Origin of the sequence: Tepidimonas taiwanensis, assembly GCF_020162115.1 — a bacterium.
Lineage (GTDB): Bacteria > Pseudomonadota > Gammaproteobacteria > Burkholderiales > Burkholderiaceae_C > Tepidimonas > Tepidimonas taiwanensis.
The window spans coordinates 604,920-629,389 of sequence record NZ_CP083911.1; the positions used below are offsets into that span (position 1 = coordinate 604,920).

19 protein-coding genes and 1 pseudogene are annotated in these 24,470 nt (G+C 68.8%); 9 read left to right on the plus strand and 11 right to left on the minus strand.

Features of this window, described 5'->3' with window-relative positions:
* Window positions 1–350: 350 nt before the first annotated feature.
* Window positions 351–1,661 (minus strand): 4-aminobutyrate--2-oxoglutarate transaminase, encoded by a 1,311-nt coding sequence (gene gabT, locus LCC91_RS02855; RefSeq protein ID WP_043703061.1) that lies wholly within the window; start codon window positions 1,659–1,661, stop codon window positions 351–353.
* Between the two features lie 150 nt (window positions 1,662–1,811).
* Between gabT and LCC91_RS02860 the strand changes: the two genes are divergently transcribed.
* Complete coding sequence (locus tag LCC91_RS02860; RefSeq protein ID WP_043703063.1) at window positions 1,812–3,221, plus strand: aminotransferase-like domain-containing protein; 1,410 nt, start codon at window positions 1,812–1,814, stop codon at window positions 3,219–3,221.
* A 16-nt stretch (window positions 3,222–3,237) separates the two neighbouring features.
* Here LCC91_RS02860 and LCC91_RS02865 read toward each other — a convergent pair whose 3' ends face one another.
* The 4 genes from LCC91_RS02865 to grpE form a co-directional block, all read right to left on the minus strand.
* Window positions 3,238–4,602 carry an MBL fold metallo-hydrolase gene (locus LCC91_RS02865; protein ID WP_043703065.1) on the minus strand — a complete coding sequence of 455 codons (1,365 nt, stop codon included), beginning with the start codon at window positions 4,600–4,602 and terminating at the stop codon, window positions 3,238–3,240.
* Window positions 4,603–4,774: 172 nt separating this feature from the next.
* A complete protein-coding gene (gene dnaJ / locus LCC91_RS02870; protein ID WP_143897811.1) occupies window positions 4,775–5,902 on the minus strand; it encodes a molecular chaperone DnaJ in 1,128 nt (375 codons plus the stop codon).
* A 98-nt stretch (window positions 5,903–6,000) separates the two neighbouring features.
* Window positions 6,001–7,932 carry a molecular chaperone DnaK gene (gene dnaK / locus LCC91_RS02875; protein ID WP_143897809.1) on the minus strand — a complete coding sequence of 644 codons (1,932 nt, stop codon included), beginning with the start codon at window positions 7,930–7,932 and terminating at the stop codon, window positions 6,001–6,003.
* Window positions 7,933–8,047: 115 nt separating this feature from the next.
* A complete protein-coding gene (gene grpE, locus LCC91_RS02880; protein WP_043703071.1) occupies window positions 8,048–8,587 on the minus strand; it encodes a nucleotide exchange factor GrpE in 540 nt (179 codons plus the stop codon).
* Between the two features lie 152 nt (window positions 8,588–8,739).
* Here grpE and LCC91_RS02885 point away from each other — a divergent pair, with 152 nt between their 5' ends.
* On the plus strand, window positions 8,740–9,597 hold the full coding sequence (locus tag LCC91_RS02885) for a fumarylacetoacetate hydrolase family protein (RefSeq protein WP_043703072.1): 858 nt from the start codon (window positions 8,740–8,742) through the stop codon (window positions 9,595–9,597).
* Between the two features lie 32 nt (window positions 9,598–9,629).
* Here LCC91_RS02885 and LCC91_RS02890 read toward each other — a convergent pair whose 3' ends face one another.
* Window positions 9,630–10,133, minus strand: coding sequence for a MarR family winged helix-turn-helix transcriptional regulator (locus LCC91_RS02890; protein WP_043703074.1), 504 nt, complete (start codon window positions 10,131–10,133; stop codon window positions 9,630–9,632).
* A 211-nt stretch (window positions 10,134–10,344) separates the two neighbouring features.
* Here LCC91_RS02890 and LCC91_RS02895 point away from each other — a divergent pair, with 211 nt between their 5' ends.
* Complete coding sequence (locus LCC91_RS02895) at window positions 10,345–11,118, plus strand: type 1 glutamine amidotransferase (RefSeq protein ID WP_052231740.1); 774 nt, start codon at window positions 10,345–10,347, stop codon at window positions 11,116–11,118.
* Window positions 11,119–11,136: 18 nt separating this feature from the next.
* Here the strand turns inward: LCC91_RS02895 and LCC91_RS02900 are convergent.
* Window positions 11,137–11,274: pseudogene (locus tag LCC91_RS02900) on the minus strand (acyl-CoA thioesterase); the annotation flags it as partial.
* 90 nt (window positions 11,275–11,364) lie between these two features.
* Here LCC91_RS02900 and LCC91_RS02905 point away from each other — a divergent pair.
* Window positions 11,365–12,144 (plus strand): enoyl-CoA hydratase/isomerase family protein, encoded by a 780-nt coding sequence (locus tag LCC91_RS02905; protein ID WP_043703076.1) that lies wholly within the window; start codon window positions 11,365–11,367, stop codon window positions 12,142–12,144.
* Between the two features lie 60 nt (window positions 12,145–12,204).
* Here the strand turns inward: LCC91_RS02905 and LCC91_RS02910 are convergent, their stop codons facing one another.
* Window positions 12,205–13,020 (minus strand): IclR family transcriptional regulator, encoded by an 816-nt coding sequence (locus LCC91_RS02910; protein WP_043703078.1) that lies wholly within the window; start codon window positions 13,018–13,020, stop codon window positions 12,205–12,207.
* 175 nt (window positions 13,021–13,195) lie between these two features.
* On the opposite strand from LCC91_RS02910, the gene LCC91_RS02915 reads away from it, so the two are divergent.
* The 5 genes from LCC91_RS02915 (at window position 13,196) to fahA (ending at window position 18,133) form a co-directional block, all read left to right on the plus strand.
* Entirely contained in the window at window positions 13,196–14,152 is a 957-nt protein-coding gene (locus LCC91_RS02915) for an MBL fold metallo-hydrolase (protein WP_143897807.1), read from the plus strand.
* Window positions 14,153–14,196: 44 nt separating this feature from the next.
* On the plus strand, window positions 14,197–14,742 hold the full coding sequence (locus LCC91_RS02920; protein WP_390612128.1) for a VOC family protein: 546 nt from the start codon (window positions 14,197–14,199) through the stop codon (window positions 14,740–14,742).
* Window positions 14,743–14,839: 97 nt separating this feature from the next.
* On the plus strand, window positions 14,840–16,450 hold the full coding sequence (locus LCC91_RS02925) for an FAD-dependent oxidoreductase (RefSeq protein WP_043703082.1): 1,611 nt from the start codon (window positions 14,840–14,842) through the stop codon (window positions 16,448–16,450).
* A gap of 41 nt (window positions 16,451–16,491) precedes the next feature.
* Window positions 16,492–16,698: a DUF2783 domain-containing protein gene (locus LCC91_RS02930; RefSeq protein ID WP_043703084.1), complete on the plus strand. Its 207-nt coding sequence runs from the start codon at window positions 16,492–16,494 to the stop codon at window positions 16,696–16,698.
* A 100-nt stretch (window positions 16,699–16,798) separates the two neighbouring features.
* A complete protein-coding gene (fahA, locus tag LCC91_RS02935; protein ID WP_082007697.1) occupies window positions 16,799–18,133 on the plus strand; it encodes a fumarylacetoacetase in 1,335 nt (444 codons plus the stop codon).
* 335 nt (window positions 18,134–18,468) lie between these two features.
* Here fahA and LCC91_RS02940 read toward each other — a convergent pair whose 3' ends face one another.
* From LCC91_RS02940 to LCC91_RS02950, 3 genes are read right to left on the minus strand one after another with little or no spacing between them, the layout of a single operon-like run.
* Window positions 18,469–20,811 carry a sensor histidine kinase gene (locus tag LCC91_RS02940; protein WP_052231741.1) on the minus strand — a complete coding sequence of 781 codons (2,343 nt, stop codon included), beginning with the start codon at window positions 20,809–20,811 and terminating at the stop codon, window positions 18,469–18,471.
* A 20-nt stretch (window positions 20,812–20,831) separates the two neighbouring features.
* Window positions 20,832–21,959 carry an ABC transporter substrate-binding protein gene (locus tag LCC91_RS02945; protein WP_082007699.1) on the minus strand — a complete coding sequence of 376 codons (1,128 nt, stop codon included), beginning with the start codon at window positions 21,957–21,959 and terminating at the stop codon, window positions 20,832–20,834.
* Window positions 21,931–24,213, minus strand: coding sequence for a putative bifunctional diguanylate cyclase/phosphodiesterase (locus tag LCC91_RS02950; protein WP_082007700.1), 2,283 nt, complete (start codon window positions 24,211–24,213; stop codon window positions 21,931–21,933). Before LCC91_RS02950 ends, LCC91_RS02945 begins: the two co-directional genes overlap by 29 nt.
* Between the last annotated feature and the right edge of the window lie 257 nt (window positions 24,214–24,470).

Here is a 24,470-nt window from a genome sequence, read left to right on the forward strand (position 1 = left end):
CGGATCGGGCGGACAGCATCACGGCGGCGCTGGATTTTCTGTTCCACGGCTTCTGACCACAGGATCGGCGGCGGGGCGTGGGGGCAAGTTGCCGCGCGTGCCAAACGTCGTGCCGATCGCCGACGTCTTCGCGGAAGACCGCAAGCGCCGCTGAGCCGCGAGCATGGACGATTGTCTGCCCAAGACGATCGTGCGCGGCTAGTTGCAGCGTGTGCTGGCGCAGGTGGCGCAGGCAGCGCGGATTCGGTTGCCTTCGTCGCCTCCTTCGGCACCGACACCCACCGTTTGATGCGGTGGTGGAGCCGGCGCGATGGCGTCCGCGCCTTGCAGAGTGGCCGTAACCTGCCGGATTATCCCTTCGCGGCGCGCAGCGCGTCGCCGATGATGGCCAGCCCTTCGTCCAGCAGCGCGTCGCTGGCGGTCAGCGGCATCAGGATGCGGATGACGTTGGCGTACAGGCCGCACGAGAGCAGCACCAACCCGCGCTTGAGGGCCTCGGCACACAGGCGCTTGGTGAGGTCGGCTGCCGGGCGGTTGATGTCGCCGTCCTCGAACAGCTCGATCGCCACCATGGCGCCGAGGCCGCGCACGTCGAGGATTTCGCGGTGCTCGCGCATCAGCGCGGTGAGCCCGTCACGCAGCCGCTCACCAATGGCGCGCGAGCGCTCGAGCAGCCGCTCCTCCTCGAACACGTCCAGCACCGCCAGCGCCGCCGCGCAGGCCAGCGGGTTGCCGGCGTAGGTGCCCCCCAGCCCCCCCGGCAGCGGGGCGTCCATGATGTCCGCCTTGCCGATGACCGCCGAGATCGGAAAGCCCCCGGCCATGCTCTTGGCCATCGTGATCAGGTCCGGCGCCACGCCCCACTGCTCACAGGCCAGCCACGTGCCGGTGCGGCCCGCGCCGGTCTGCACCTCGTCGGCGATGAAGACGATGCCGTGGCGGTCGCAGATCTCGCGCAGCGCCCGCGCGAACTCAAACGGCGCGACGTAAAAGCCCCCTTCGCCCTGCACCGGCTCGAGGATGATGGCGGCAACGCGCTCGGGCTCGACGTCGTATTTGAAGATGTGCTGCAGGCTGCGCAGCGCGTCTTCCACGCTCACCCCGTGCAGCGCGTTCGGGTACTCGGCGTGGTAGATCTCGGCCGGGAAGGGGCCAAACCCCGCCTTGTACGGGGCCACCTTGCCGGTCAGCGCCATGCCCAGCAGCGTGCGCCCGTGGAAGCCGCCGCCGAAGGCGATGACCGCCTGCCGCCGGGTGGCCGCGCGCGCGATCTTGATCGCGTTTTCCACGGCCTCGGCGCCGGTGGAGAGGAAAAACGCCTTTTTGGCAAAGTCGCCGGGCGCCTTGGCGATCAGGCGCTCGGCCAGTTCGACGTAGGGTTCGTAGGCCAGCACCTGGAAGCATGTGTGGTGCACCTTGTCCAGCTGGGCCTTGACGGCCTCGACGATCTTGGGATGGCGGTGGCCGGTGTTGAGCACGGCGATGCCACCGGCAAAGTCGATGTAGCGCTTGCCTTCGACGTCCCAGATTTCGGCGCCTTCGGCGTGGTCGGCGAAGACCTCGTAGGTCTGGCCGAGGCCCGCGGGCAGCGCGGCCCGGCGGCGCGCCATCAGCGCGGCGTTGGTCTTGGCGGCGGTGGACAGTTGGGGATCGCGGTGCATGGGGGGTCTCCGATGGGGTCGGGCGCCGCCGACGCGGCAGCGCGCTGCATGGCATGCACTGTAGCCAGGGGGATCCCGGGCTACCATATACAGCCACGACCGCGGTCGCGAAGCACTGTATCGCCCGCGGGTCCGATACAGACCCATCCGATGTTCACGCTCGACCCCCAACACCCCACGCCGCTGGTGCTGCAGATCGTCGATGGCTTTCGCGAGCTGATCCGCAGCGGTGTGCTGCGCCCCGGGGCCAAGGCACCGTCGATCCGGCAGTTTGCCCACGCGCACGGGGTCAGCGTCTACACGGTGGTCGACGCGTACGACCGGCTGGTGGCGCTGGGCTATTTCGTCTCGCGCCCGCACTCGGGGTTTTTCGTGCGCAGCCGTGAGCACGCGGTGGAGACGGCCAGCGGCAGCGGGCCGCAGTACCACTTCGATTCGATGTGGTACCTGCGGCGCGTGTTCGAGAACCGCAACCTGCGCCTCAAACCCGGCTGTGGCTGGCTGCCGAGCGACTGGCTGTTTGGTGACGGGCTCAAGCGCAGCCTGCGCGCGCTGGCGGCCGAGGCGATCGACCTGGGCGGCTACGGCGAGCCCAAAGGCTTCACGCCGCTGCGGCAGCTGGTGCGCGACCTGCTGGCGGAGCAGGAGATCGCGCTGATCAGCGACCAGGTGCTGCTAACGCATGGTTCCAGCCAGGCGATGGACCTCGTGGCGCGCCGGCTGGTGCGCCCCGGCGAGGCCGTGCTGGTGGACGAGCCGGGCTATCCGAACCTGCTGTTTTCGCTGCGGTTCCTGGGTGCGCGGCTGATCGGGGTGCCGCGCACGCCGCAGGGGTGGGATCTGGCCGCGCTGGAGGCGCGCATCCAGGAACACCGGCCCAAGGTCTTTTTCACGCAGCCGCGCCTGCAAAGCCCCACCGGGTCGGTGGCACACCTGTCCCACCTGCACCGGGTGGTACAGCTCGCCGAGCGCCATCAGTTGCACGTCGTCGAAAACGACATCTACGCCGACCTCGACCCCGAGCCGCGCCCGTCGCTGGCGAGCCTGGACCAGCTCCAGCGCGTCGTGCACATCGGCAGTTTTTCCAAGACGATTTCGCCCAACCTGCGCGTGGGCTACGTCGCCGCGCACCCGGACGTGCTGGAGGATCTGGCGCAGCTCAAGATGATCTCGGGCCTGACGTCGTCGGAGTTCGCCGAGCGGCTGGCCTACGGCGCGCTGATCGACGGGCGCTGGCGCAAGCACCTGCGCGCGCTGCGCCAGCGGCTGGCGGAAGCGCACCAGCGCACGGCCGAGCGGCTGGAGCGCCAGGGCTTCGAGTTATTTGCCCAGCCCGGCGCAGGGATGTTCCTGTGGGCGCGGCACCCGGCCATCGACAACGCCACCACCGTGGCCTATCAGGCGGCGGAGCAGGACATCCTGCTCGGCCCGGGGCATTTGTTCGGGCTCGATCTGTCGCCCAGCCCGTGGTTGCGCTTCAACGTCGCATTCTGCGAGGACGAGGCGCTGTGGCGCTTCTTGGCCGAGGTCACGGGCCGGGAGTCGCCGCGGGTGGGTTGAGCGGGGAAGCCGCCCGTCACACCGCCCACGTCGCGCCGTATTCCGGCACCAGCGCGGTGCGTCGTAGCTCGCGCTCGATGCGGCAGCGCAGCGCGTCGGCGGCGTCGGGCTCGCCGTGCGTGACGAAGATGCGCCGCGGCTCGCCGGGGATCGCGCGCAGCCAGGTCAGCAGTCCGTCCGCGTCCGCATGCGCGGACGCGGTCGTGAGTTGCGCCACTTCGGCCGCCACGGCCCAGTCCTGTCCGTGGATGCGCACCGTCGGGGCCCCGCGCGCCAGCGCGTCGCCGCGCGTGCCCGGCGTCTGGTAGCCGGTCAGGATAACCATGTGCCGGTGGTCGCCCAGGTAGAGTTTGAGGTGGTGCAGCACCCGCCCGCCGGTGGCCATGCCGCTGCCGGCCAGGATCACCTTGGGCCCGTGGTGGCGGGCGATGGCTTTCGATTCGTCCGGCGTGCTCGCGGCCTGCACGCCGCGCGTCATGTGCTGCACCTGGGCGGCGCTCAGCCGGTGCTCGCCCAGGTGGTGCGCCAGCAGCGCGGTGGCGTGGATCGCCATCGGGCTGTCGAGGTAGACCGGCAGCGACCGCGGGAGGCGCTGCTGGCGCTTGAGCTCGTCGATCGCGTGCAGGATCGCCTGCGCCCGGCCGACGGCGAACACCGGCACGACCGCGGTGCCGCCGCGCGCCGCCACACGCGCCAGCAGCGGGGCGATTTCGTCGATCAGGTGACCATCGGGGTGGCGGCGGTTGCCGTAGGTCGACTCCACCACGACGACGTCGGCGCCCGGGGGCGGGTCGGGCGGAAACATCAGCGGGTCGTCCGCGCGCCCGAGGTCGCCCGAGAAGAGCAGCCGGCGCCCGCCCACCTCGATGAGGACGGACGCCGCCCCGAGGATGTGGCCGGCACCGAAAAACTGCACGCGCCAGCCGGGGATGGGCTCGAACGGCTGGTACAGCGGCTGCGCGCGCAGGTGTCGCAGCGCCCGCGCCGCGTCCTCGGCAGTGTAGAGGGGCAGGGCAGGGCTGTGCTTGGAGAACCCGTGCCGGTTGGCGAACGCGGCGTCTTCCTCCTGCAGGTGCGCCGCGTCCGGCAGCAGGATTTCGCACAGGTCTCGCGTGGCGTGGGTACACCAGACCTTGCCGCGGAAGCCCTCGCGCACGAGCACGGGCAGGTAGCCGCTGTGGTCGATGTGCGCGTGGGTGAGCACCACGGCGCGGACCTGGCCGGGCACCACCGGCAGCGGCGCGCGGTTGCGCAGGCGCAGGGTTTTGTAGCCCTGGAACAGGCCGCAATCGACCAGCAGCGCGTCGCTGCCGTGCTGCACCAGGTATTTGGAGCCGGTGACGGTGCCCGCGCCGCCGAGGAATTGAATGCGCACGTCCATGCGCCTATGCTAGCGGAGGATCGCGTGGGGGGACGCGAGCGGCTGCGCCGTCGGCGGTCGGCGTGCCCATGTACGCGCACGGGTGCGCCGCGGGCCGCCGGCCCTCACGACCGGCGCCCCGGCAACAGTCGCCGCAGCGCCGCGGCCGTCTGGGTCCGGGCCCGCTGCCCGGTCACGAGAAAAAATCGCGCGCCTTCTCGAACCAGCCCTTTTCGTTGGGGCTGTGTTTGTGGCCGCCTTTTTTGAACGACTCGTCGAGCTCGCGCAGCAGCCGGCGCTGGTGCTCGGTGAGCTTGACCGGGGTCTCCACCGCGATGTGCGCGTACAGGTCGCCGGGATAGCTGGAGCGCACGCCCTTGATGCCACGGCCGCGCAGGCGGAAGGTCTTGCCGTGCTGGGTGCCTTCCGGGATGTCGATGACGGCCTTTTGCCCGTCCAGCGTCGGGATCTCGACCTCGCCGCCCAGCGCCGCGGTGGTGATCGGGATCGGCACCTGCACGTGCAGGTCGTCGCCGTCGCGCTCGAACAGCTCGTGGCGCCGGATGCGGATCTCGATGTAGAGGTCGCCCGGCGGCCCGCCGTTGCGGCCGGGCTCACCGTTGCCGCTGGAGCGGATGCGCATGCCGTCGTCGATGCCGGCGGGGATCTTGATCTCCAGCGTCTTGTGGCGCTTGACCTTGCCCTCGCCGCGGCAGGTGGTGCACGGCTCGGGGATGATCTTGCCGCTGCCGTGGCAGTGCGGGCAGGTCTGCTGCACGCTGAAGAACCCCTGGCGCATCTGCACGACGCCGTTGCCGTGGCAGGTTGGGCAGGTCTTGGCGCTGGTGCCGGGTTTGGCGCCGGTGCCGTGGCAGGTGTCGCAGTCCTCCCAGCTCGGGACGCGGATCTGCGTCTCCTTGCCGCGCGCGGCTTCTTCCAGCGTGATTTCCAGCGCGTACGACAGGTCCGCCCCGCGGTACACCTGGCGCCCGCGCGCCCCCCGGGGGGCGCCAAAGATATCGCCGAAGATGTCGCCAAAGGCTTCGGAGAAGCCGGCAAAGCCGTCGGCGCCGCCGGCGCGCATGTTCGGGTCCACGCCCGCGTGGCCGTAGCGGTCGTAGGCGGCGCGCTTGTCGGCGTCCGACAGGATCTCGTAGGCCTCTTTGACTTCCTTGAACTTTTCTTCGGCGGCCTTGGCGGCCTCACCCTGGTTGCGGTCCGGGTGGTATTTCATCGCCAGCTTGCGGTACGCCTTTTTGATGTCGTCTTCGCTGGCGTTGCGGGGTACCCCCAGCACCTCGTAGTAGTCGCGTTTGGCCATGGGCAGGACAGAGGGTGTCGATGTGGACAAAAGCCGCGCCGGGGCCTGCAGCAGGCCACCCGGCGCGGCGGTGGGCGTTCACGTGCGCCGTGGCGCGATCAGTCGCGCTTGACCTCCTTGACCTCGGCGTCGACGACATCGTCGTCGCTGGCTTTGGCGCTGCCGCCACCGCCAGCCGCCTGGGCGCTGGAAGCACCTTGGCCGGCTTGCATGTCGGCGTACATTTTTTCGCCCAGCTTCTGGCTGGCGCTCATCAGCGCTTCGGTCTTGGCCTCGATGGTGGCCTTGTCGTCGCCCTTGACGGCGTCCTCGACGTCCTTGATCGCCGCCTCGATCTTGTCGCGCTCGGCGGCGTCGAGCTTGTCGCCGTACTCCTTGAGGCTCTTGCGCACCGAGCTGACCAGCGCGTCGGCCTGGTTGCGCGCCTGCACCAGCTCGACCTTTTTCTTGTCTTCGGCGGCGTTGAGCTCGGCGTCTTTCACCATGCGCTGGATTTCCTCCTCGGTCAGACCCGAGTTGGCCTTGATGGTGATCTTGTTTTCCTTGCCGGTGCCTTTGTCGCGCGCCGACACGTGCAGGATGCCGTTGGCGTCGATGTCAAACGTCACCTCGATCTGCGGCACGCCGCGCGGCGCCGGCGGGATGCCCTCCAGGTTGAACTCGCCCAGCAGCTTGTTGTGCGCGGCGATGTCGCGCTCGCCTTGGTAGACCTTGATCGTCACCGCAGGCTGGTTGTCCTCGGCGGTCGAGAAGATCTGCGAGTACTTGGTCGGGATCGTGGTGTTCTTCTTGATCATCTTGGTCATGACCCCGCCCATCGTCTCGATGCCCAGCGACAGCGGCGTCACGTCCAGCAGCAGCACGTCGGTGCGCTCGCCCGACAGCACCGCGCCCTGGATGGCGGCACCGACCGCCACCGCTTCGTCGGGGTTGACGTCCTTGCGCGGTTCACGGCCGAAGAATTCCTTGACCTTTTCCTGCACCTTGGGCATGCGCGTCTGGCCGCCGACCAGGATCACGTCGTCGATGTCGCTGACTTTGATGCCGGCGTCCTTGATCGCGATGCGGCACGGCTCGATCGTGCGCTCGATCAGGTCCTCCACAAGGCTCTCGAACTTCGCCCGCGTGAGCTTGATGTTGAGGTGCTTCGGGCCCGACGCGTCGGCCGTGATGTAGGGCAGGTTGATCTCGGTCTGCTGGCTCGACGACAGCTCGATCTTGGCCTTTTCGGCGGCTTCCTTCAGGCGCTGCAGCGCCAGCACGTCCTTGGTCAGGTCGACGCCTTGCTCCTTCTTGAACTCGGTGATGATGTAGTCGATGATGCGCTGGTCGAAGTCCTCACCACCGAGGAAGGTGTCACCGTTGGTCGAGAGCACCTCGAACTGCTTTTCGCCGTCGACGTCGGCGATCTCGATGATCGAGATGTCAAAGGTGCCGCCGCCCAGGTCATAGACGGCGATCTTGCGGTCACCCTTGCCACCCTTGTCCAGCCCGAACGCCAGCGCCGCGGCGGTCGGCTCGTTGATGATGCGCTTGACCTCCAGCCCCGCGATGCGGCCAGCGTCCTTGGTGGCCTGGCGCTGCGCGTCGTTGAAATACGCGGGCACGGTGATGACGGCCTCCGTCACCGGCTCGCCGAGGTAGTCCTCGGCCGTTTTTTTCATCTTGCGCAGCACTTCGGCGCTGACCTGCGGCGGCGCGAGCTTCTGGCCGCGCACTTCGACCCAGGCGTCACCGTTGTCGGCGCGCACGATCTTGTAGGGCATCAGGCCGATGTCCTTTTGCACCTCTTTTTCTTCGAACTTGCGCCCGATGAGCCGCTTGACGGCGAACAACGTGTTTTTCGGGTTGGTCACCGCCTGGCGCTTGGCCGGGGCGCCGACCAGGATTTCACCGTCTTCCATGTACGCGACGATCGAGGGGGTCGTGCGCGCGCCTTCGCTGTTTTCGATGACCTTGGGGGTGTTGCCCTCCATGACGGCGACGCACGAGTTCGTGGTGCCCAGGTCGATGCCAATGATCTTGCCCATGTATAGCTCCTGAAAATGGGGGAATCGTAGGGGATGTCCGATTGCCTGGGGAGATGGGGGCGCCGCCGGCGGATTCAAGCCCTCGCGGGCGCCACGTTCGCCCCGGCCCCAGCGCTCACTTCGGCGCGGCCACCGTGACCAGCGCCGGGCGCAGCACGCGCTCGGCCATCAGGTAGCCCTTTTGCAGCGTGGCCACGACGGTGTTGGCCGGCTGATCGGACGGAACCATGCTGATCGCCTGGTGCAGGTGTGGGTCGAAACGGTCACCAGCCGCCGGCACGATCGGTGTGATCTTCTGCCGCGACAGCGCCGCGAGCAATTGCTTGAGCGTGGCCTCGGCGCCTTCGCGGATCTGCTGCAGCGTGGCCTCCTGCACCGCCAGCCCCGCCTCCAGGCTGTCGACGACGGGCAGCAGGCTCTCGGCGAACGACTCCACCGCGAACTTGCGCACCTTGGCGATTTCCTCCTCCGCGCGCCGGCGGGTGTTCTCGGCGTCCGCCACCGCGCGCAGCAGCTGGTCGTTGAGCTCGGCGTTGCGCTGACGCAGTGCCTCCAGCTCGGCGTGCAGGTCCGGCGTGCCCGCATCGGCGGCGGGCGCGGCGTCGGCAGGGGTGGGTTCTGCGGTGGGCGATGCGTTCGGGTCTTGGGACGTCATGGTGTTCGTGTCGGGTTGGTCGTCGAAATCAAAAACCGCTCCCTCATGTGGGGACGGTCGCGCCGCTTTTCAAGGCGCTGGAACTGTTGCGTCGGCCCGGCGCGGCGGTACGGGCGAAACATGCCAGAATCGCCGCACGAGGAGCACGGACCATGAAACTGTTTCGTCATGGGGCACCGGGCAGCGAGCGCCCCGGCCTGCTCGACGCGCACGGCGTGCGGCGCGATCTGACCGGGATCATCGTGGACGTGGTGCCGGGTACCATCGGGCCGGATGCGTTGCGCCGGCTCGCCCGGCTGGACGCCAGCCGCCTGCCGGAGGTCGATCCGGCCGAGCGGCTCGGCCCCTGCATCGGCGAGGTCGGCAACGTCATCGCGATCGGCCTCAATTATGCCGACCACGCGGCGGAGGCCGGCCTGCCGCTGCCGAAGCAGCCGATCGTCTTCAGCAAGCACACCGCGGCGATCAGCGGCCCCGACGACGACGTGTGGCTGCCGCCGGGCGCTGCCAAGCTCGACTGGGAGGTCGAGCTCGCCGTGGTGATCGGCCAGCCTGCGTGGCACGTGCCGCGCGAGCGCGCGCTCGATGTCGTGGCGGGGTACTGCCTGGCCAACGATGTGTCGGAGCGCGCCCACCAGTTGGAGATGGACGGGCAGTGGATCAAGGGCAAGAGCTACCCGACGCATTGCCCGTTGGGGCCGTGGCTGGTGACCGCCGATGAGGTGCCGGATCCGCAGGCCGTCGAGCTGTGGCTGGACGTCAACGGCACACCGCGCCAGCGCGGCAGCACGCGCACGATGGTGTTCGGGGTGGCGGAGATCGTCAGCTACCTGAGCCGCTTCATGCGGCTGCTGCCGGGCGATGTGATCCTCACCGGCACGCCGCCCGGGGTCGGCATGGGCCAGCGCCCGCCGCAGTTCCTGCGCGCCGGGGATGTCGTGACGCTCGGCAGCCCGCAGCTCGGGCAGCAGCGCCAGTGCGTCGTCGACGCCCCGCTGCCCGCGCGCTGACCGCCGCCGGTGCGCTCGCGCGTGGGGACACGTCAGGCCTGCGGTCCCTGGTAAACCTTGCGCAGCAGGCGGATCAGCGTGGTGCGCTCGTCGGCGTCCAGGTGCGTCAGCGGGCCGTGCTCGACGGCTGCGATGTCGGCCTGCGCGCGCGCCTGCACCTCGGCGCCGGCGGGGGTGACGTACAACCCCTGGGCGCGTCGGTCGGTCGGGTGTTCGCGCTTTTCGACCCAGCCCCGCTGTTCGAGCCCGCGCAGCAGCCCCACCAGGTTGGGCGGCAGGATGTCCAGCGCGGCACACACCTGCCGTGAGGTGACGCCGGGGTTGTGCGCGATCACCGTCAGCACCGAAAAATCGACCACGCGCAGCCCGTACGGGGCCAGGCGTTGCAGCGCGTGCCCGATCATGGTCAAGGCCGCGCGGCGGGCGTTGTAGCCGATCAGCGACTCCAGGAAGCGCGTATCCAGCCGACCCGGCGGGAGGTCGGCGGCCGCGTCGATCGAGGGGGCCGAAAGGGCAGGGCGGACGGCGTCGTTCATGGGACGGATGTTAGCCGTACCGTGATGCCTGGGCCGTGGCCTCCGCGCGCCCGGCGGCGTCTGGTGTCGCGATCGCTCACGAAGCTTTCGGGGTGGTTTCCGGGGGAAATGCCGGTGTGTCGATGGTCGGGCAGGTGGCCCCGGGCAGTGGGCGCGCAGTGGTACTGCCATGGCCGGTTGCCCGGCGGCCGCGCCGCTACCATCGGGCCCCATGGCAACGATCGCGCAACCACCGCACGCCGCGGCGCCGCACGGGGACGTGCTGGTGCTACAGCACACCGTCGAAGATCCGCCCGGCTACCTGGCGACGTGGCTGGACATGGTCGGCGCCCGCTGGGATGTGTTCTGCGCCGAGGCGGGCGAGCGCTACCCGGCGTCGGTCGCGCCTTACCGGGCGCTGGCCGTGCTCGGCGGCGAGTGGAGCGCGAACGACGACCGCCCCTCGCTGCGTCACGCGGAGGCGCTGATCCGCGAGGCCGACGCGCTGGGCATCCCGGTGATCGGCCACTGCCTGGGGGGGCAGTTGCTGGCGCGGGCGCTGGGCGGGCGCGTGCAGCGCTTGCCGCAGCCCGAAATCGGCTGGCTGCCGATCACGCCCGATGGCAGTGCGGCCGCCCGCGAGTGGCTGGGGGAAGCCGGTGACCCGGTCGTCTATCAGTGGCACTACGACGGCGTGGTCGAACTGCCGCCCGGCGCCACGGTGCTGGCGGCGTCGCCGGCGTGCGCGGTGCAGGCGTACACCGTCGGTCCGCACCTCGGCATGCAGTTTCACATCGAGATCACGCCGCTGAAGATCGACGCGTGGCTGGCCGATCCGGGCACGGTGTACCCGGGGGCGGTGCACGCGCACCCGCAGACGGTGCAGTCCCCCGAGGCGATGCGTGCCGCGACCGCCCGGCATCAGGCGGCCAGCTACCGGCTGGCCGACCGCCTCTACGCCGCGTGGCAGCGGCGCTGGCGTGCAGCAGCGGTGACGGTGAGTTGATGGGAGTGTCCCAGCGCCTCAGCCTCCGCACAGCGCGCGGATGTCCACGGGGATCGGGATCGCCTTGATGCGGTCCGGGTCGTCCGGGTGGCGGATGCAAAACGCCCGCGTCTCGCGCCCTTCGCACAGCACATCGTCGCCGCGGCGGATCACGTGGTTCCACGATCGCCATCACACCGTAGCCCATGCGGTGTGCCGGATGACTTGCATTGTTTGTCGATCCATAGGGCAGGGCATACTGCAGGCATGTCGACGGATGACACCCCCCCTCTGTATGCGGTCGCGGATGGCGTGGCGACCATCACGCTCAACCGCCCGCGGCACCGCAACCGCCTCGACGACGGCGACCTGCGCACCCTGCAGCGCCACGTCGCCGCGGCCGACGCCGACCCCGCCGTGCGTGTGCTGGTGCTGACCGCGCACGTGCTGCCGACGGCGCCGGTGTTCAGCGCCGGGTTTCACCTCGGGGCTTTTGGGGACGACGCCGGGGCCGCGGTGGACGCCTTTGCCCGCGCTGCGGATACGCTGGCGGCCGCGCGGCCGGTGACGATCGCGGCGCTCAGCGGCAGCGTCTACGGCGGGGCGACGGATCTGGCGCTGGCGTGCGACTTTCGCCTCGGGGTGGAGGGTATGCAGGTGCGCGTGCCGGCGGCGGCGCTGGGCCTGCACTACTACACGAGTGGCCTGCGGCGTGCGGTGGCGACGCTGGGCCTGCAAGCGACGCGGCGCCTGTTCCTGGCCGGCGAGACGCTGCAGGCCGATGCGCTCCTCGCCCTGGGGTTCGTGGACACGCTGGTCGCCCCCGACCGGCTGCCCGCCGCGGTGGCCGAGCGCGCGGCGCAGCTGGCGGCCCTCGCACCGCTGGCCGTGCAGGGGATGAAGCGCACGCTGGCCGAGCTGGCCCTAAGTGAGGAGCGCGCCGCCGAGTGGCGTGCGCGCGAAGTGGCGACGCACGCGAGCCGCGACTTTGCCGAGGGGCGACGGGCGTTCGCGGAACGCCGCACGCCGTGTTTCACGGGGGCGTGAGCCGGACAGCGCCTAGGCGGGCGCACCGCGGCGAGTGCTTCGGCCGCGCGTGTGCCCCGATCAATCCCCGCGCGCGCCCAGCCGCTGTGACAGGCGTTGCGCGGTGTCCTTCAGTGTCACCGCCTGCGCGCTGTCCGCTCCCAGGTCGAGCAGTGCGCTCGGCCCGATCGCGGCGATCGCCAGCGCCAGCCGTCCGAAACCGTCGAACACCGGCACCGCCATCGCGCTGATGCCGGGCAGCAGCTCGTCGCGCACGCGGCTGAGGCGCTCGTGGCGGATCGCCTCCAGCTCGCGCCGGAACGCCGCGTCGCGCAGCGCGTCGGCCTCGCCCTCGCGCGCGAGCGCCTCGGCCACCGCCGCGGCGGGGGCGAAGGCGGCAAAGATCTTGCCCGTGCCGGTGTGGCGCAGCGACGCCGGTGTGCCGTGCCGCATCGCCACGTGCACCGGGGTGGGGCCGTGCTCCACGTGGACGATGATCGGCCCCACCGGCCCCCACACCGCGGCCGACACCGTGCAGCCCACCGCCTGCGCCAACGCCGGCAGCTCCGCCACCGAGAGCCGTACCGGGTCGACCTGCTGCAGGCCGATGAGGCCAAGCTGCAACGCCAGCGGCCCGAGGCCGTAGTGGCCACTCACCGGGTCCTGCTCGATCAGCCCGATCTTGCCGAAGCTCACCAGATACGGGTGCGCCTTCGCGGGGGTCATGCCCGCGGCGCGCGCCAGATCTTTGAGCGGCAGCGCGGTGCCCGCGCGTGCCAGTGCCTTGAGCAGCTGGCCGCCGACCTCGACGCTCTGGATGCCGCGCGACGCGCGCGCGGGGGCCTCTTCGTCGTCGGTGCCGTTCGTCGGGCGCAGGGGGCGTTCAAGGCGATGCATGGGCAGCATTGTCGGGCGCGCGCGTGCCGGATCCGGCGCGTCGCGGCTAGGGGTTTTTACTTAGTCAAATTCGTTAGACATGGTACAACGTTGTGCCGTATGATCCACGTTGTTGTATGACAAACGCGTTTGCTATGAACGAACACACGCGCGTTTTCCTCCCCGGAGTTTCCCGATGAGCACCAAAGCCTTCGCCAGCCAGGCCGACCTGCAGGATAAGCAGGTCAGCTTCACCCGGCTGTCCGACCACGCCTACGCCTACACCGCCGAGGGCGACCCCAACACCGGCGTCATCATCGGCGACAACGCGGTGATGGTGATCGACACCCAGGCCACCCCCGTGATGGCGCAGGACGTCATCCGCCGCATCCGCGAGGTCACGGACAAGCCGATCAAATACGTGGTGCTGTCGCACTACCACGCGGTGCGTGTGCTGGGCGCCAGCGCCTACGGGGCCGAGCACATCATCGCCAGCCAGGACACCTACGACCTCATCGTCGAGCGCGGTGAAGCCGACAAGGCCAGCGAGATCGGGCGCTTCCCGCGGCTGTTCCGCGCGGTCGAATCGGTGCCGCCCGGGCTGACGTGGCCGACCATCACCTTCACTGGCAAGATGACGATCTGGCTCGGTAAGCTGGAAGTGCAACTGCTGCAGCTCGGGCGTGGCCACACCAAGGGCGACACCGTCGCGTGGCTGCCGCAGGAGAAGATCCTGTTCTCGGGCGACCTGGTCGAGTTCGACGCCACGTCCTACGCAGGGGACGCGTACTTCGCCGACTGGCCGCAGACGCTGGACCGCATCGCGGCGCTGCAGCCGCAAAAGCTCGTGCCCGGGCGCGGCGCGGCGCTGACGACGCCGGAGCAGGTGCAGGCGGGGCTCGCCGGCACGCGGGCGTTCATCTCCGACGTGCGCGCCTGTGTGCAGGAGGGCGTCGCCGCCGGCAAGGACCTCAAGACCGTCTACCGCGAGACCTACGAGCGGCTCAAGCCCAAATACGGGCACTGGGTGATCTTCGATCACTGCATGCCGTTCGACGTGACGCGCTGCTACGACGAAGTCACGCAATACCCCGACCCCCGCATCTGGACCGCCGAGCGCGACCGCCAGATGTGGGCGGCGCTCGAAGGCTGACCACGTGCCGGCTTCACGACCCCTAACGCACAGGAGCCCCCGCTATGCTGCAAATTCAACGCATCCACCACGTCGCGTACCGTTGCAAGGACGCCAAGGAAACCGTCGAGTGGTACGTCAAGCACCTCAACATGAAATTCGTGCTGGCGATCGCCGAGGACCAGGTGCCCTCGACCAAGGCGCCCGATCCCTACATGCACGTCTTTCTGGACGCGGGGCAGGGCAACGTCCTGGCGTTCTTCGAGCTGCCCAACTCGCCCGCGATGGGGCGTGACCCCAACACGCCGGAGTGGGTGCAGCACATCGCGTTCAAGGTCGACAGCGTCGAGACGCTGGAGGCCACCAAGGCGCGGCTGGAGGCGGCCGGCATCCCGGTCGTCGGCATCACCGACCACACGATCTTCAAGAGCATCTACTTCTTCGATCCCAACGGCCACCGCATCGAGCTGGCGGCCGACGTCGGCACGCCCGACATGTACGAGCGGCTCGACGCCGTGAAGTGGGAGATGCTCGAGGAATGGGCGCGTACCAAGCGCGCGCCCAAGCACGCCGCCTGGATGCACGAGAAGGAATTCCACGCCGTCGACTGACGGCGCCGCGCCGTCGGCCGTGGTGCCACCGAGCCCCCGCAGCGCAGGTTGCGGCGGGGGCCGGGGCGGTGCCGCGCCCCCTGCAGGAGCCCCGACCATGTTGCACACCTACACCTACCCCCAGTACGCCTACCGCCAGAGCGACGAGCAGCGCAGCGGCCAGCGGGTGCGCCACCCCGTGGTGATCATCGGGGCTGGGCCGGTGGGCCTGACGCAGGCGCTGGACTGCGCCGCGCGGGGCATCCCGACCGTGCTGCTGGACGACAACAACACCGTCAGCGTTGGCTCGCGCGCGGTGTGCTACGCCAAGCGCCCGCTGGAGATCTGGGACCGGCTCGGCATCGCGCAGGACCTCGTTGCGCAGGGGGTGCAGTGGAAGGTCGGCAAGGTGTTCTTCCGCGACGAGCTGGTGTACCAGTTCGACCTGCTGCCGGAAGACCACCACAAGATGCCCGCGATGATCAACCTGCAGCAGTACTACCTGGAGGAGCGCCTGGTGCGCGCGTGCGATGCGTCGCCGCGGGTCGACCTGCGCTGGAAGCACAAGGTGCTCGCCGTCGATCCGCAGCCCGACCACGTCGTCCTCACCGTTGAGACCCCGGACGGCATCTTCCAGATGGAGGCGTCGTGGCTGATCGCCTGCGACGGTGCCAGCAGCGACACGCGCCGCATGATCGGCGCGGACTTCACCGGGCAGTTTTTTCAGGACCGTTTCCTCATTGCCGACGTCGTGATGAAGGCGGACTTTCCCACCGAGCGCTGGTTCTGGTTCGATCCGCCGTTCCACCGGCACCAGAGCGTGCTGCTGCACAAGCAGGCGGACAACGTCTGGCGCATCGACTTCCAGCTCGGCTGGGACGCCGATCCGAACGAGGAGAAGAAGCCCGAAAAGGTCATCCCCCGCATCCAGGCCATGCTGGGGCCGGACGTGCCGTTCGAGCTGGAGTGGGTGTCGGTGTACCAGTTCGCGTGCCGACGCATCGACCGCTTCCGCCACGGGCGGGTGATCTTCGCCGGGGACGCGGCGCACCAGGTTTCGCCCTTCGGCGCCCGCGGCGCCAACAGCGGCGTACAGGACTGCGACAACCTGAGCTGGAAGCTCAAGGCGGTGCTGGACGGCGACGCGCCCGAAGCGCTGCTCGACACCTACCACGAAGAGCGGGCCTTCGCCGCCGACGACAACCTGCGCCACTCGACGCGCTCCACCGACTTCATCACGCCCAAGAGCCGCACCTCGCTGCGGCTGCGCAACGCGGTGCTGGAGCTGGCGCGTACCGAGCCGTTTGCGCGCCCGCTGGTCAACAGCGGGCGGCTGTCGACGCCGACGCCCTATGTCCACTCGCCGCTCAACACCCCGGACGCCGAGCCGTTCGCCGGCCGCATGACCCCGGGCACCAACTGCGCCGACGCGCCGATCGAGGTCGACGGCCGCCCAGCGTGGTTGCTGGAGCAACTGGGCGACGGCTTCGTGCTGCTGAGCTTCGGCCCGGCGCAGCCGGTGCGCGTCGGCGGCGTCGAGGCGCGTGTGCTCGAAGTCGGCCGCGATATCGTCGACCGTACCGGTGTGCTCACCCAGCGCTACGATGGCCAGCCCGGCACGGTGTACCTGATCCGGCCGGACCAGTACGTCGCGGCCCGCTGGCGCCGCTTCGACGCCGCTGCCGCGCAGGCGGCGCTGGAGCGTGCGCTGGGCCACTGCGTCGCCTGACGCCCCTCCGCCCGCGTGTCTGTTCCCACCGGAGCCCGACCATGCCCCTGAACCGCGAACCCCACATCGCCGAGCCCGACGCCTTCTACGAGGAACTCATCGACGCCCAGCGCGACCTCAGCGACGAACAGGCGGAAATGTTCCTGGCCAAGTTGGTGCTGATCCTCGCCAACCACGTTGGCGACCGCGCCGTCCTGTCCGAGGCCATCGCGCTGGCGCGCCGACACGCCCAACGGACGTTCGACTAAACGATTCGGGAAGTCCCCGACGGGCGTTTTGCTGGACGTTGTACCCGAGTGTGGATTGCCACACCCCACGCAAGCCTTGACTCCTTTTGACCCCACACCCATGACCCGCAGCTCCCACGCACCGATGCTCAATGAAACCCACGATCCCACCCTGCGCAGCTGGGTGGACAGCGCCAACTGGCCCGGCCACGACTTTCCGATCCAGAACCTGCCGTTCGCGAGCTTTCGCCGCCGCGACCGCGGTGAGGCCTGGCGCGGCGGGGTGGCGATCGGCGACGCGATCGTCGATCTGGCCGCGCTGCACTGCGGGCACCCGTTCGATGGGCTGGCCGCCGAGGCACTCGCGGCCGGTGCCGAGCCGCAGCTCAACGCGCTGATGGCGCTCGGCCCCGCGCACTGGCGCGCGCTGCGGCTGGCGCTGTCGCGTGCGCTGCGCGAGGGCAGCCCGCTGCGGGCCCTCGTGGAGCCGTGCCTCGTGCCGCAGGCCGAAGCGGAATACGGGCTGCCCGCGCGCATCGGCGACTACACGGACTTCTACACCTCCATCCACCACGCGACGAACATCGGGCGGCTGTTTCGGCCCGACAACCCGCTGCTGCCCAACTATCAATGGGTGCCGATCGGCTACCACGGGCGCAGCTCCAGCATCGGCGTGTCGCCACAGGCGTTCCGGCGCCCGCGCGGGCAGGTCAAGGCACCGGACGCGGCCGCGCCGGTGCTCGCCCCCAGCCGTCGGCTGGACATCGAGCTGGAGCTCGGCGTCTTCGTCGGCCCAGGCAACGCGCTGGGCGAGCCGATCCCGATCGCCGAGGCGGAGTCGCACGTGTTCGGCATCGTGCTGCTCAACGACTGGTCGGCGCGCGACATCCAGGCGTGGGAGTACCAGCCGCTCGGGCCGTTCCTCGCGAAGAACTTCGCCACCACCATCTCGACCTGGGTCGTGACGCTGGAGGCGCTGGCCCCGTACCGCGTACCGTTCGAGCGGCCGGCGGCCGATCCGCAGCCGCTGCCGTATCTGGAGAGCGCCGACAACCGCGCCCGCGGCGCCTTCGACATCCACCTCAGCATCGAATGGCAGACCGCGCGCATGGCCGAGCAGGGCATGCCCGCACACCCCGTCGCGCGGACGAACTACCGCTACGCCTACTGGACCGTGGCGCAGATGGTGGCGCACCACACGGTCAACGGCTGCAACCTGCAGCCGGGGGATCTGCTGGGCACCGGCACGCTCTCCGGCCCGAAACCGGAGGAGGCGGCCGCGTTCATCGAACTTACGCAGGGCGGCAAGCAGCCGCTGACGCTGCCCAGTGGCGAGCAGCGTACCTTTCTCGAGGACGGGGACACGGTGGTGCTGCGCGGCTGGTGCGAGCGCCCCGGCACGGTGCGCATCGGGTTCGGGGAGTGTCGCGGGACCGTGCGGCCCGCTGGAAAGTGACCGACCTGTCCGATCGCAGCCGTACACGACCGACCCGGGGGTGCCGTTATTCCATGGGTAGATATCAGCTTGTCGGTTGGCGCAAAACGGCAGCGTCAGGCTCTCGGCGACATTCTGAACCCAGAACATGACGGCAGGCGGCTGTGTTGTCGGGCAATCAAAAGTAGGGCCGCCGAGCGTGACAGCTGCTAACCAATGGTCGACGGTTGTCCGCGGGGCTGGTTGGCCAGCTGGGGGCGCACTGGTGAAGGGCGCGACACTGACCGAGGTGGGCAGCGGCGTGCGCTGCGTGCACCGCCACTACCACATCCCGATCTCCAACACCGCCACGGCGGTCATGGCGCTGGAGGCGCTGGCGTAGCCGAGTTGCGCGGGGCGACTTTGGGGCAGACGATCGTGAAAGCCGTGCCGCGCCCTGGGGCCGTGTCGAGCTCAATGCGGCCGCCCAACATGCCGGTGACCACGTTGTGCACGATGTGCAGCCCCAGACCGCTGCCGCCCTGTCCGAGCCGTGTCGTAAAAAACGGGTCGAAGGCGCGTCGACGCACCTCCTCCGTCATGCCCGCGCCGTCGTCACTGACGCGCAAGCGCCAGTGGGTGGCGTCTTGACTGGCCTCGATGCGGATGGAGCCGTGATCCCGCCCGGCCAAGCCGTGGATGAGCGCGTTTTGCACCAGATTGGTCAGCACTTGCCCCAGCGGGCCCGGGTAGCTGTCCAGAGCGATGTCCGAGGGGACAGCCGCGCTCACGGTGTAGGGGGTATGTTTGAGCTGCGGTGTCAGGGTCAGCAAGATCTCCTGCACCACCTCGTGCAGGTGAAACTGTCGGCGCTGCGAGCTGGTTTGATCCACCGCCACTTGCTTGAAGCTGCTGACCAACTCGGCCGCGCGGCCGAGGTTGCGCAGCGCGATGTCGGTTCCGCGCTCCACGTGCTGCAGCAGCGTTTGCAGGTCGCTTCGGCGCAAACCCTCGCGCCAGCGGGATTCGAACGCGCGCAGGTGCTCTTGCAGGGTGCTGATAGCCATGCGCGCGTTGCCCACGGGGGTGTTGATCTCGTGGGCAACGCCGGCCACCAAGCTCCCCAGAGCCGCCAATTTTTCGGTTTGCACCAGCTGATCTTGCGCCTGTTGCAGGTGTTGCAATGCCTGCGCCAGCTCTGCGTTGGCGTGTTGCAGGTGTTGCGTTCGCTCGAGCACCCGCTGCTCCAGCTCGCTGTTGAGTTGGCGCAACGCGGTTTGCAAGGATTTTTGTGCCGTGATGTCCACGTCCATGCAGACAAACAGGCGTGTTGCGCCGTCAACGGCAGGGATGGCAAACAGCGTCGAGAGCAACCACCGCGTCTGCCCGTCCATGGTGCGCACCGTTCCCTCGAAAGGGCCAGCCGCACCGCCGTCGCGATCGATACTGGCCAAGAGCGCTTCGAACGCGGCTTGCTGCTGCTCGTCGTAAAACAGCTCCACGGGGCGCTTGCCCAATGCTTGCTCGCGCGACCAGCCCAAGATACTGTGCGACGCGCGGTTCCACTCGACGACGTGGCCGCTGCGCGAGTAGATTTGCACCGCCACACCGGGGGTGGAGTCGATGATGGCGTGCAGCTGGTGCTCGCGTCGACGCACGCGGTCGGCCATGTCCGACATCGCTTGCTCCAGGTCCGCCACATCGCGCAAGTGGCTGTGGCTGCGCAGCGTGGGGTACGCCCCCTGCGCCACACCGCGAGCAAACTCGATGAGGTTTCCCATGCGTCGTTGCAACATCGTCGCCGCGCGGCTTGTCAGGAGCGCACCCACCAGCGCCGCAGCCGCGGCGGTGAGCAATACCGTCAATGCCGTGACCCACAGGGGCTCGTAGATGTCGCGTTGCGTCACGCCCACCGATACCAGCCAATTGACGCGTTGCAACTGAACGGTGTGCACCCACAGCCGCTGCGCCTGGCGATCGAGCCGCCCGATCCAGTGGCCGCTTTGGCGCACGGCCTGCAACGCGTCCAGCGGCAGGATGCGCCGCCGTTGCAGGCGCTCTTGCGGATCATCGGTGAGGATGGCGGTGCCGGTGGCGTCGCTGATGAGCACGTGGGCTTGCCCTCGCCACGGCGAGGACGAGGCCAGCGCGGTGAGCCGCTGCACATCCATCTCGGCCACCAGCCAGCCGCCACGCAACGGCATCGCGGCACCCACCACCGGCTGCAGCGAAAATGGCGACAGGTACACTCCCGACCACTCCAGCGCGGTGCGGTTGCGTGCCGCCCCTACCGGCGGCAACCCACGGGCGTCGTCTCCCAAGCTCAGGATGGGCTGTGCAGCGGGCAGGATGAAGGGGGCCTGTTGGAGCGCGACGATGGTGCCACGGGTGTCCAAGCGCAGCAACACCGCCAGCGCACCGTCGGCCGGCGGTGCGGGCAGCAGCGACGCATCGTCGTGCGAGGTGAGGGGAGGGCTGCTGGACGACGGCGTGTGGTCGAGTGTGGCTGCCAGCGTGGTGAGGATGCGCTCGGTGCTGCGCAGCTCGCTCTCCACCACGTATGCCAGTGAGGCGGCCAAACGCGCCTGCTGCTGCTCCTGTCGGGCGAGTAGCTCGGGGAACCGCCACCCCACCACCAATGTGCTCGCCACCACCAGGGCCACCAAGAGGGTGACCGCAAAAATCCCCAACAGCAAGTGCCGCAGCGTCCAGCGGCGCATCACGGTTGCCCATCCTCGCGTCATACGCGCTCCAGCCGCCCCTGCCGGATCACGCTCAGGTGCAACGGGCGGATGCAGTCGCCCCAATCGTCAAACACGATCGGGCTTTGCAGGCCGTCGAAGCGCCGCAGCCGCAGTACCGCCGCTTTGAGGGATTCCCCGTCGGCACGCTCGATGGCTGCGCGCATCAGGACGCTGGCGGCGTCGTAGGCGCGCACGTGCTCACCATGGGGCTGGCGGCCGTAGGTTTGGACAAAGCGCTGCACGAATGTTTGGTAAGTACCTTGACGCGAGTCGGGGTCGAACTCGTGGGCGAGATAGACGCCCTCGATGGCTTGTCCGCCCCAGTCCAGCAGCGGACCCATGGCCGCCCAGTCGCTGCAGACGATGACAGGCCGGAAGGCGGAGCGCGCCAGCCGCTGCACGATGCGTACCGTATCGGCCGTTGGGGTGGCCAGGGCGAGCAAGTCCGGTGGCTGCGTCAGGATGGCCTCGACGAGCCCCGGCAGCCAGTCGCCACCGGGGGCTTGTGGGTCATAAGGCAACAAGCGCGTTTGCGATACACCCATGCCGGCAAACGTTTTGAGAAAAACGTCTGCCCAACTCTGCGAGAACAGCGCGTTGGCGGTGTGGTAGACCGCGGTGACCCGTTGGGGCTGCACGTGCCGCGCCATCTGCTCAGCGGCCAGCCGTGCGTCGCTCTCGGTATTGGAGCAGACCCGGAAAAAGTGATCGTCATGGCCACTGAGGCCCACCGCAGTTGCGGTGGGGGAGATGGTGAGCCACCGGTGGGTGTCCGCGTAGGGCAGCCACACTTTGGACAAAGTGCTCGTTGCGGGGCCGAGAACCGCCTCAATCCGATCCCGCTGCATCCGGCGCGCCAGTGCGGGCAGGGTGTCGACCCGTCCCTCGTCGTCGTACTCGAACCACTGCACGGCCACGCGAGGACTGGCGTCCTCAAAGGCCAGCAACGCCCCGTCGCGCATGTCCGCCCCGGCGTCGCTGAGCGTGCCGCTGAAAGTATTGAGCAGCCCCACCCGCAACGCCGGCCGGTCACCGCAGCCCACCGTGCCCAGGGCCGCAGTCGCCACCGCGAGCAAAAAGCGTCGGCGGCTGCCCCTAATCGGCGCGCGCGATACCGCTCTCATGCCAGTGTTGCCACCACGTGACCAACGCCGACAGCGGCATGGGGGGCGAGAACCAGTAGCCTTGCCCGGCCTGGCAGCCCATCTCGCGCAGCTGCCGCCACGAGGCTTCGTCTTCGATGCCCTCGGCCAGCACGGGCAGCTGCAGCCGTTGTCCCAGCTCGATGATGACCTCGGCGATGCGTGCGCCGTGGGTGTTTTGGCCCAGCTGTTGCACGAAGCCTCGATCGATTTTGATGCGATCGAGCGGTAGCCGCTCCAAATAAGCGAGCGAGGAGTAGCCTGTGCCAAAATCATCCAGCGCGATGCCAATACCCATGCCGCGCATCTGCCGCAGCAGCGGTTCGACCTGCGCGTCGCTCAGCATCGCGACCGACTCCGTGATTTCCAGCTCGAGATGGTGCGCCGAAAGCTCATGGCGCTGCAGGGCTTGCTGGATGCGCTCCAGCAGACAAGGACTGCGAAACTGGACGGCGGAGACGTTGACGGCCACCCGGGGCAGGCCGATACCTTGCTGATGCAAGCTGCGCAGATCGGCGCACGCTTGCTGCATGACCCACGCACCCAGTGCATCGATCAGACCGGACTGCTCCGCAACGGGAATAAAAGTATCCGGCGGGATGAGCTGTCCGTCGGGTCGCCGCCAGCGTAGCAGCGCTTCGGCACCGATGACGGCGCGGGTAACCAAGTCGACCTGGGGCTGGTAGACCAAAAACAGTTCGTGTTCGTGAAAAGCGTGGTGCAGCCGGTCGAGCAGCTCCGCGTGGTGTCGGCTGCGCACGCTCATGGTGCGCGCGTACTGCACCACGCCGCCGCGCGCGTGGCGCTTGGCGTCTTTGAGCGCGGTGGCGGCGTTTTTGATGGCGTGCATGCCACTTTGCTCGAAATCCTCGGCGTTGACCCAGCCGACGGTGGCGCGAATTTGGAAGGGCTGTCCGCGTACCCGCACGGGGTTTTGCCACGCCAGCGGCAAGGTGGGCAACCAGCGCTCGCGCTGCGGCCCCAGCAGCGCCAGCCCATCGCCCGATACCCGCGCCATCTCGACGTAAGTGGGCAGGCTCGCGCGCAGCCGCTCGATGAGGGCTTGCAGCACATCGTCGGCGAACTCGTGGCCCATGAGCTCGTTGATGCCACTGAAGTCGTCAATGTCGACGATGGCCAGCGCGTATCCGCCAGCCCGATCGTCGCCCACGAGCTGCCCTATGCGCTCCACCAACCACGTTCGGTTGGGCAGCTCCAGCCGCGCGTCGCGATACGCCAGTTGTTGCAGCCGCTCGATCAGCGACAAATTGCGCAAGTAGGCACTGAGGTTGAGGCAAAAAACATCGATGAGCCGCTGGGTGTCGGGCTCCAGATGATGTGCCAGCGGTAGGTAGACGGCCAAATCGATGGCGTCTTGACCCTGCACGAACAAAACGGTTTCTTGCGGCAGGTAGAGACTGCGGCGTTGCTGCATCGCCCGCATCAACCGCTGTACCGAGGGGTGGTCGCCCAGCGCGTCCAGTGGTTGACCGATGAGGTCCGCGTACACACCCGCCGCGGCCAGTACGGTGTAGGGGGCTTGTCCGTTGCAGGCGTGGGCGCACACCAGCCCTTCGGGTTCCGTGTCCAACAGCGCCGCCAGTTGGGTCAGCACGCCATCGGCAAAGGCGCGCAGCCCATGGCGCGCCAGCAGATCCGCCGAGGCATCGATGATGCGCTGCAAACCACGGCGGCTCATCTCGATGCTGCGGATCTGCTGGTAGGAGCGCACCGCCGCCGTGATGGTGGCCAGCAGGCGCGGGCGGGTCAACTCGCTCTTGGCCTTGTAGTCGTTGATGTCGTACTGCTCCAGCGTCTGCTGCTCGGGCGCGTAACCGGGCTGCCCCGTGCGCAGCACGATGCGCAGCGCCGACAGTCCCGCGGTCTCGCGGATGAAGTGCACGAGCTGCAAGCCGGCGTCTGTGGTCTCCATGACCACGTCCAGCAGCACGACCGCGAAGTCCCGCTCGCGCAGCAAGATCTCACGCGCCTCTTGCGCACTGCGGGCATGTGTCAGGCGCACCCCGCGCCCCAAGATTTCCACATAGTCCAGCGCAAATGCCGTGGCCACGTGCACGTCGTCGTCGTCGTCGACCACGAGCACGCGCCACGTGTTCGCGTTGCACGCCGGCGCCGCAGGGCTTGGTGCCGGACAGTCGACAAAAGTCAGTGGCGCGTCGCCCTCAGGGGCAGGGGCCGACGGGGCAGAGGTGCTGGCGTTTGCGGATGAGGTCATGCCAACCGTGCGGGGTGTTCAACACGATGGCATAGACCTTATCACGCTTGTTGAGGAACGCAAAGTCGACCCCACCCCAACCCCACAGGGGTACGGGCCGGCGTGGCGCATCGCAGCTGTGCACCGGGGCGTTCACGCACCGCCATAAGTGTGCGGCGCAGTCCCCAGAAGGGACATTGACAGAACGGGTGAGTTCCCATCAGCGGTGCGGCGATGGGGCCGCACCTGCTTCGATCCACGACGGCCGGGAGACGCCT

Coding starts and splice junctions, on each gene's coding strand:
- LCC91_RS02905 (WP_043703076.1), top strand. CDS start 11,365: ATGTCGACGGATGACACCCCCCCTCTGTATGCGGTCGCGGATGGCGTG.
- LCC91_RS02915 (WP_143897807.1), top strand. CDS start 13,196: ATGAGCACCAAAGCCTTCGCCAGCCAGGCCGACCTGCAGGATAAGCAG.
- LCC91_RS02890 (WP_043703074.1), bottom strand. CDS start 10,133: ATGAACGACGCCGTCCGCCCTGCCCTTTCGGCCCCCTCGATCGACGCG.
- LCC91_RS02885 (WP_043703072.1), top strand. CDS start 8,740: ATGAAACTGTTTCGTCATGGGGCACCGGGCAGCGAGCGCCCCGGCCTG.
- grpE (WP_043703071.1), bottom strand. CDS start 8,587: ATGACGTCCCAAGACCCGAACGCATCGCCCACCGCAGAACCCACCCCT.
- gabT (WP_043703061.1), bottom strand. CDS start 1,661: ATGCACCGCGATCCCCAACTGTCCACCGCCGCCAAGACCAACGCCGCG.
- LCC91_RS02940 (WP_052231741.1), bottom strand. CDS start 20,811: ATGCGCCGCTGGACGCTGCGGCACTTGCTGTTGGGGATTTTTGCGGTC.
- LCC91_RS02925 (WP_043703082.1), top strand. CDS start 14,840: ATGTTGCACACCTACACCTACCCCCAGTACGCCTACCGCCAGAGCGAC.
- LCC91_RS02895 (WP_052231740.1), top strand. CDS start 10,345: ATGGCAACGATCGCGCAACCACCGCACGCCGCGGCGCCGCACGGGGAC.
- dnaJ (WP_143897811.1), bottom strand. CDS start 5,902: ATGGCCAAACGCGACTACTACGAGGTGCTGGGGGTACCCCGCAACGCC.
- LCC91_RS02950 (WP_082007700.1), bottom strand. CDS start 24,213: ATGACCTCATCCGCAAACGCCAGCACCTCTGCCCCGTCGGCCCCTGCC.
- dnaK (WP_143897809.1), bottom strand. CDS start 7,932: ATGGGCAAGATCATTGGCATCGACCTGGGCACCACGAACTCGTGCGTC.
- LCC91_RS02920 (WP_390612128.1), top strand. CDS start 14,197: ATGCTGCAAATTCAACGCATCCACCACGTCGCGTACCGTTGCAAGGAC.
- LCC91_RS02910 (WP_043703078.1), bottom strand. CDS start 13,020: ATGCATCGCCTTGAACGCCCCCTGCGCCCGACGAACGGCACCGACGAC.
- fahA (WP_082007697.1), top strand. CDS start 16,799: ATGACCCGCAGCTCCCACGCACCGATGCTCAATGAAACCCACGATCCC.
- LCC91_RS02930 (WP_043703084.1), top strand. CDS start 16,492: ATGCCCCTGAACCGCGAACCCCACATCGCCGAGCCCGACGCCTTCTAC.
- LCC91_RS02860 (WP_043703063.1), top strand. CDS start 1,812: ATGTTCACGCTCGACCCCCAACACCCCACGCCGCTGGTGCTGCAGATC.
- LCC91_RS02865 (WP_043703065.1), bottom strand. CDS start 4,602: ATGGACGTGCGCATTCAATTCCTCGGCGGCGCGGGCACCGTCACCGGC.
- LCC91_RS02945 (WP_082007699.1), bottom strand. CDS start 21,959: ATGAGAGCGGTATCGCGCGCGCCGATTAGGGGCAGCCGCCGACGCTTT.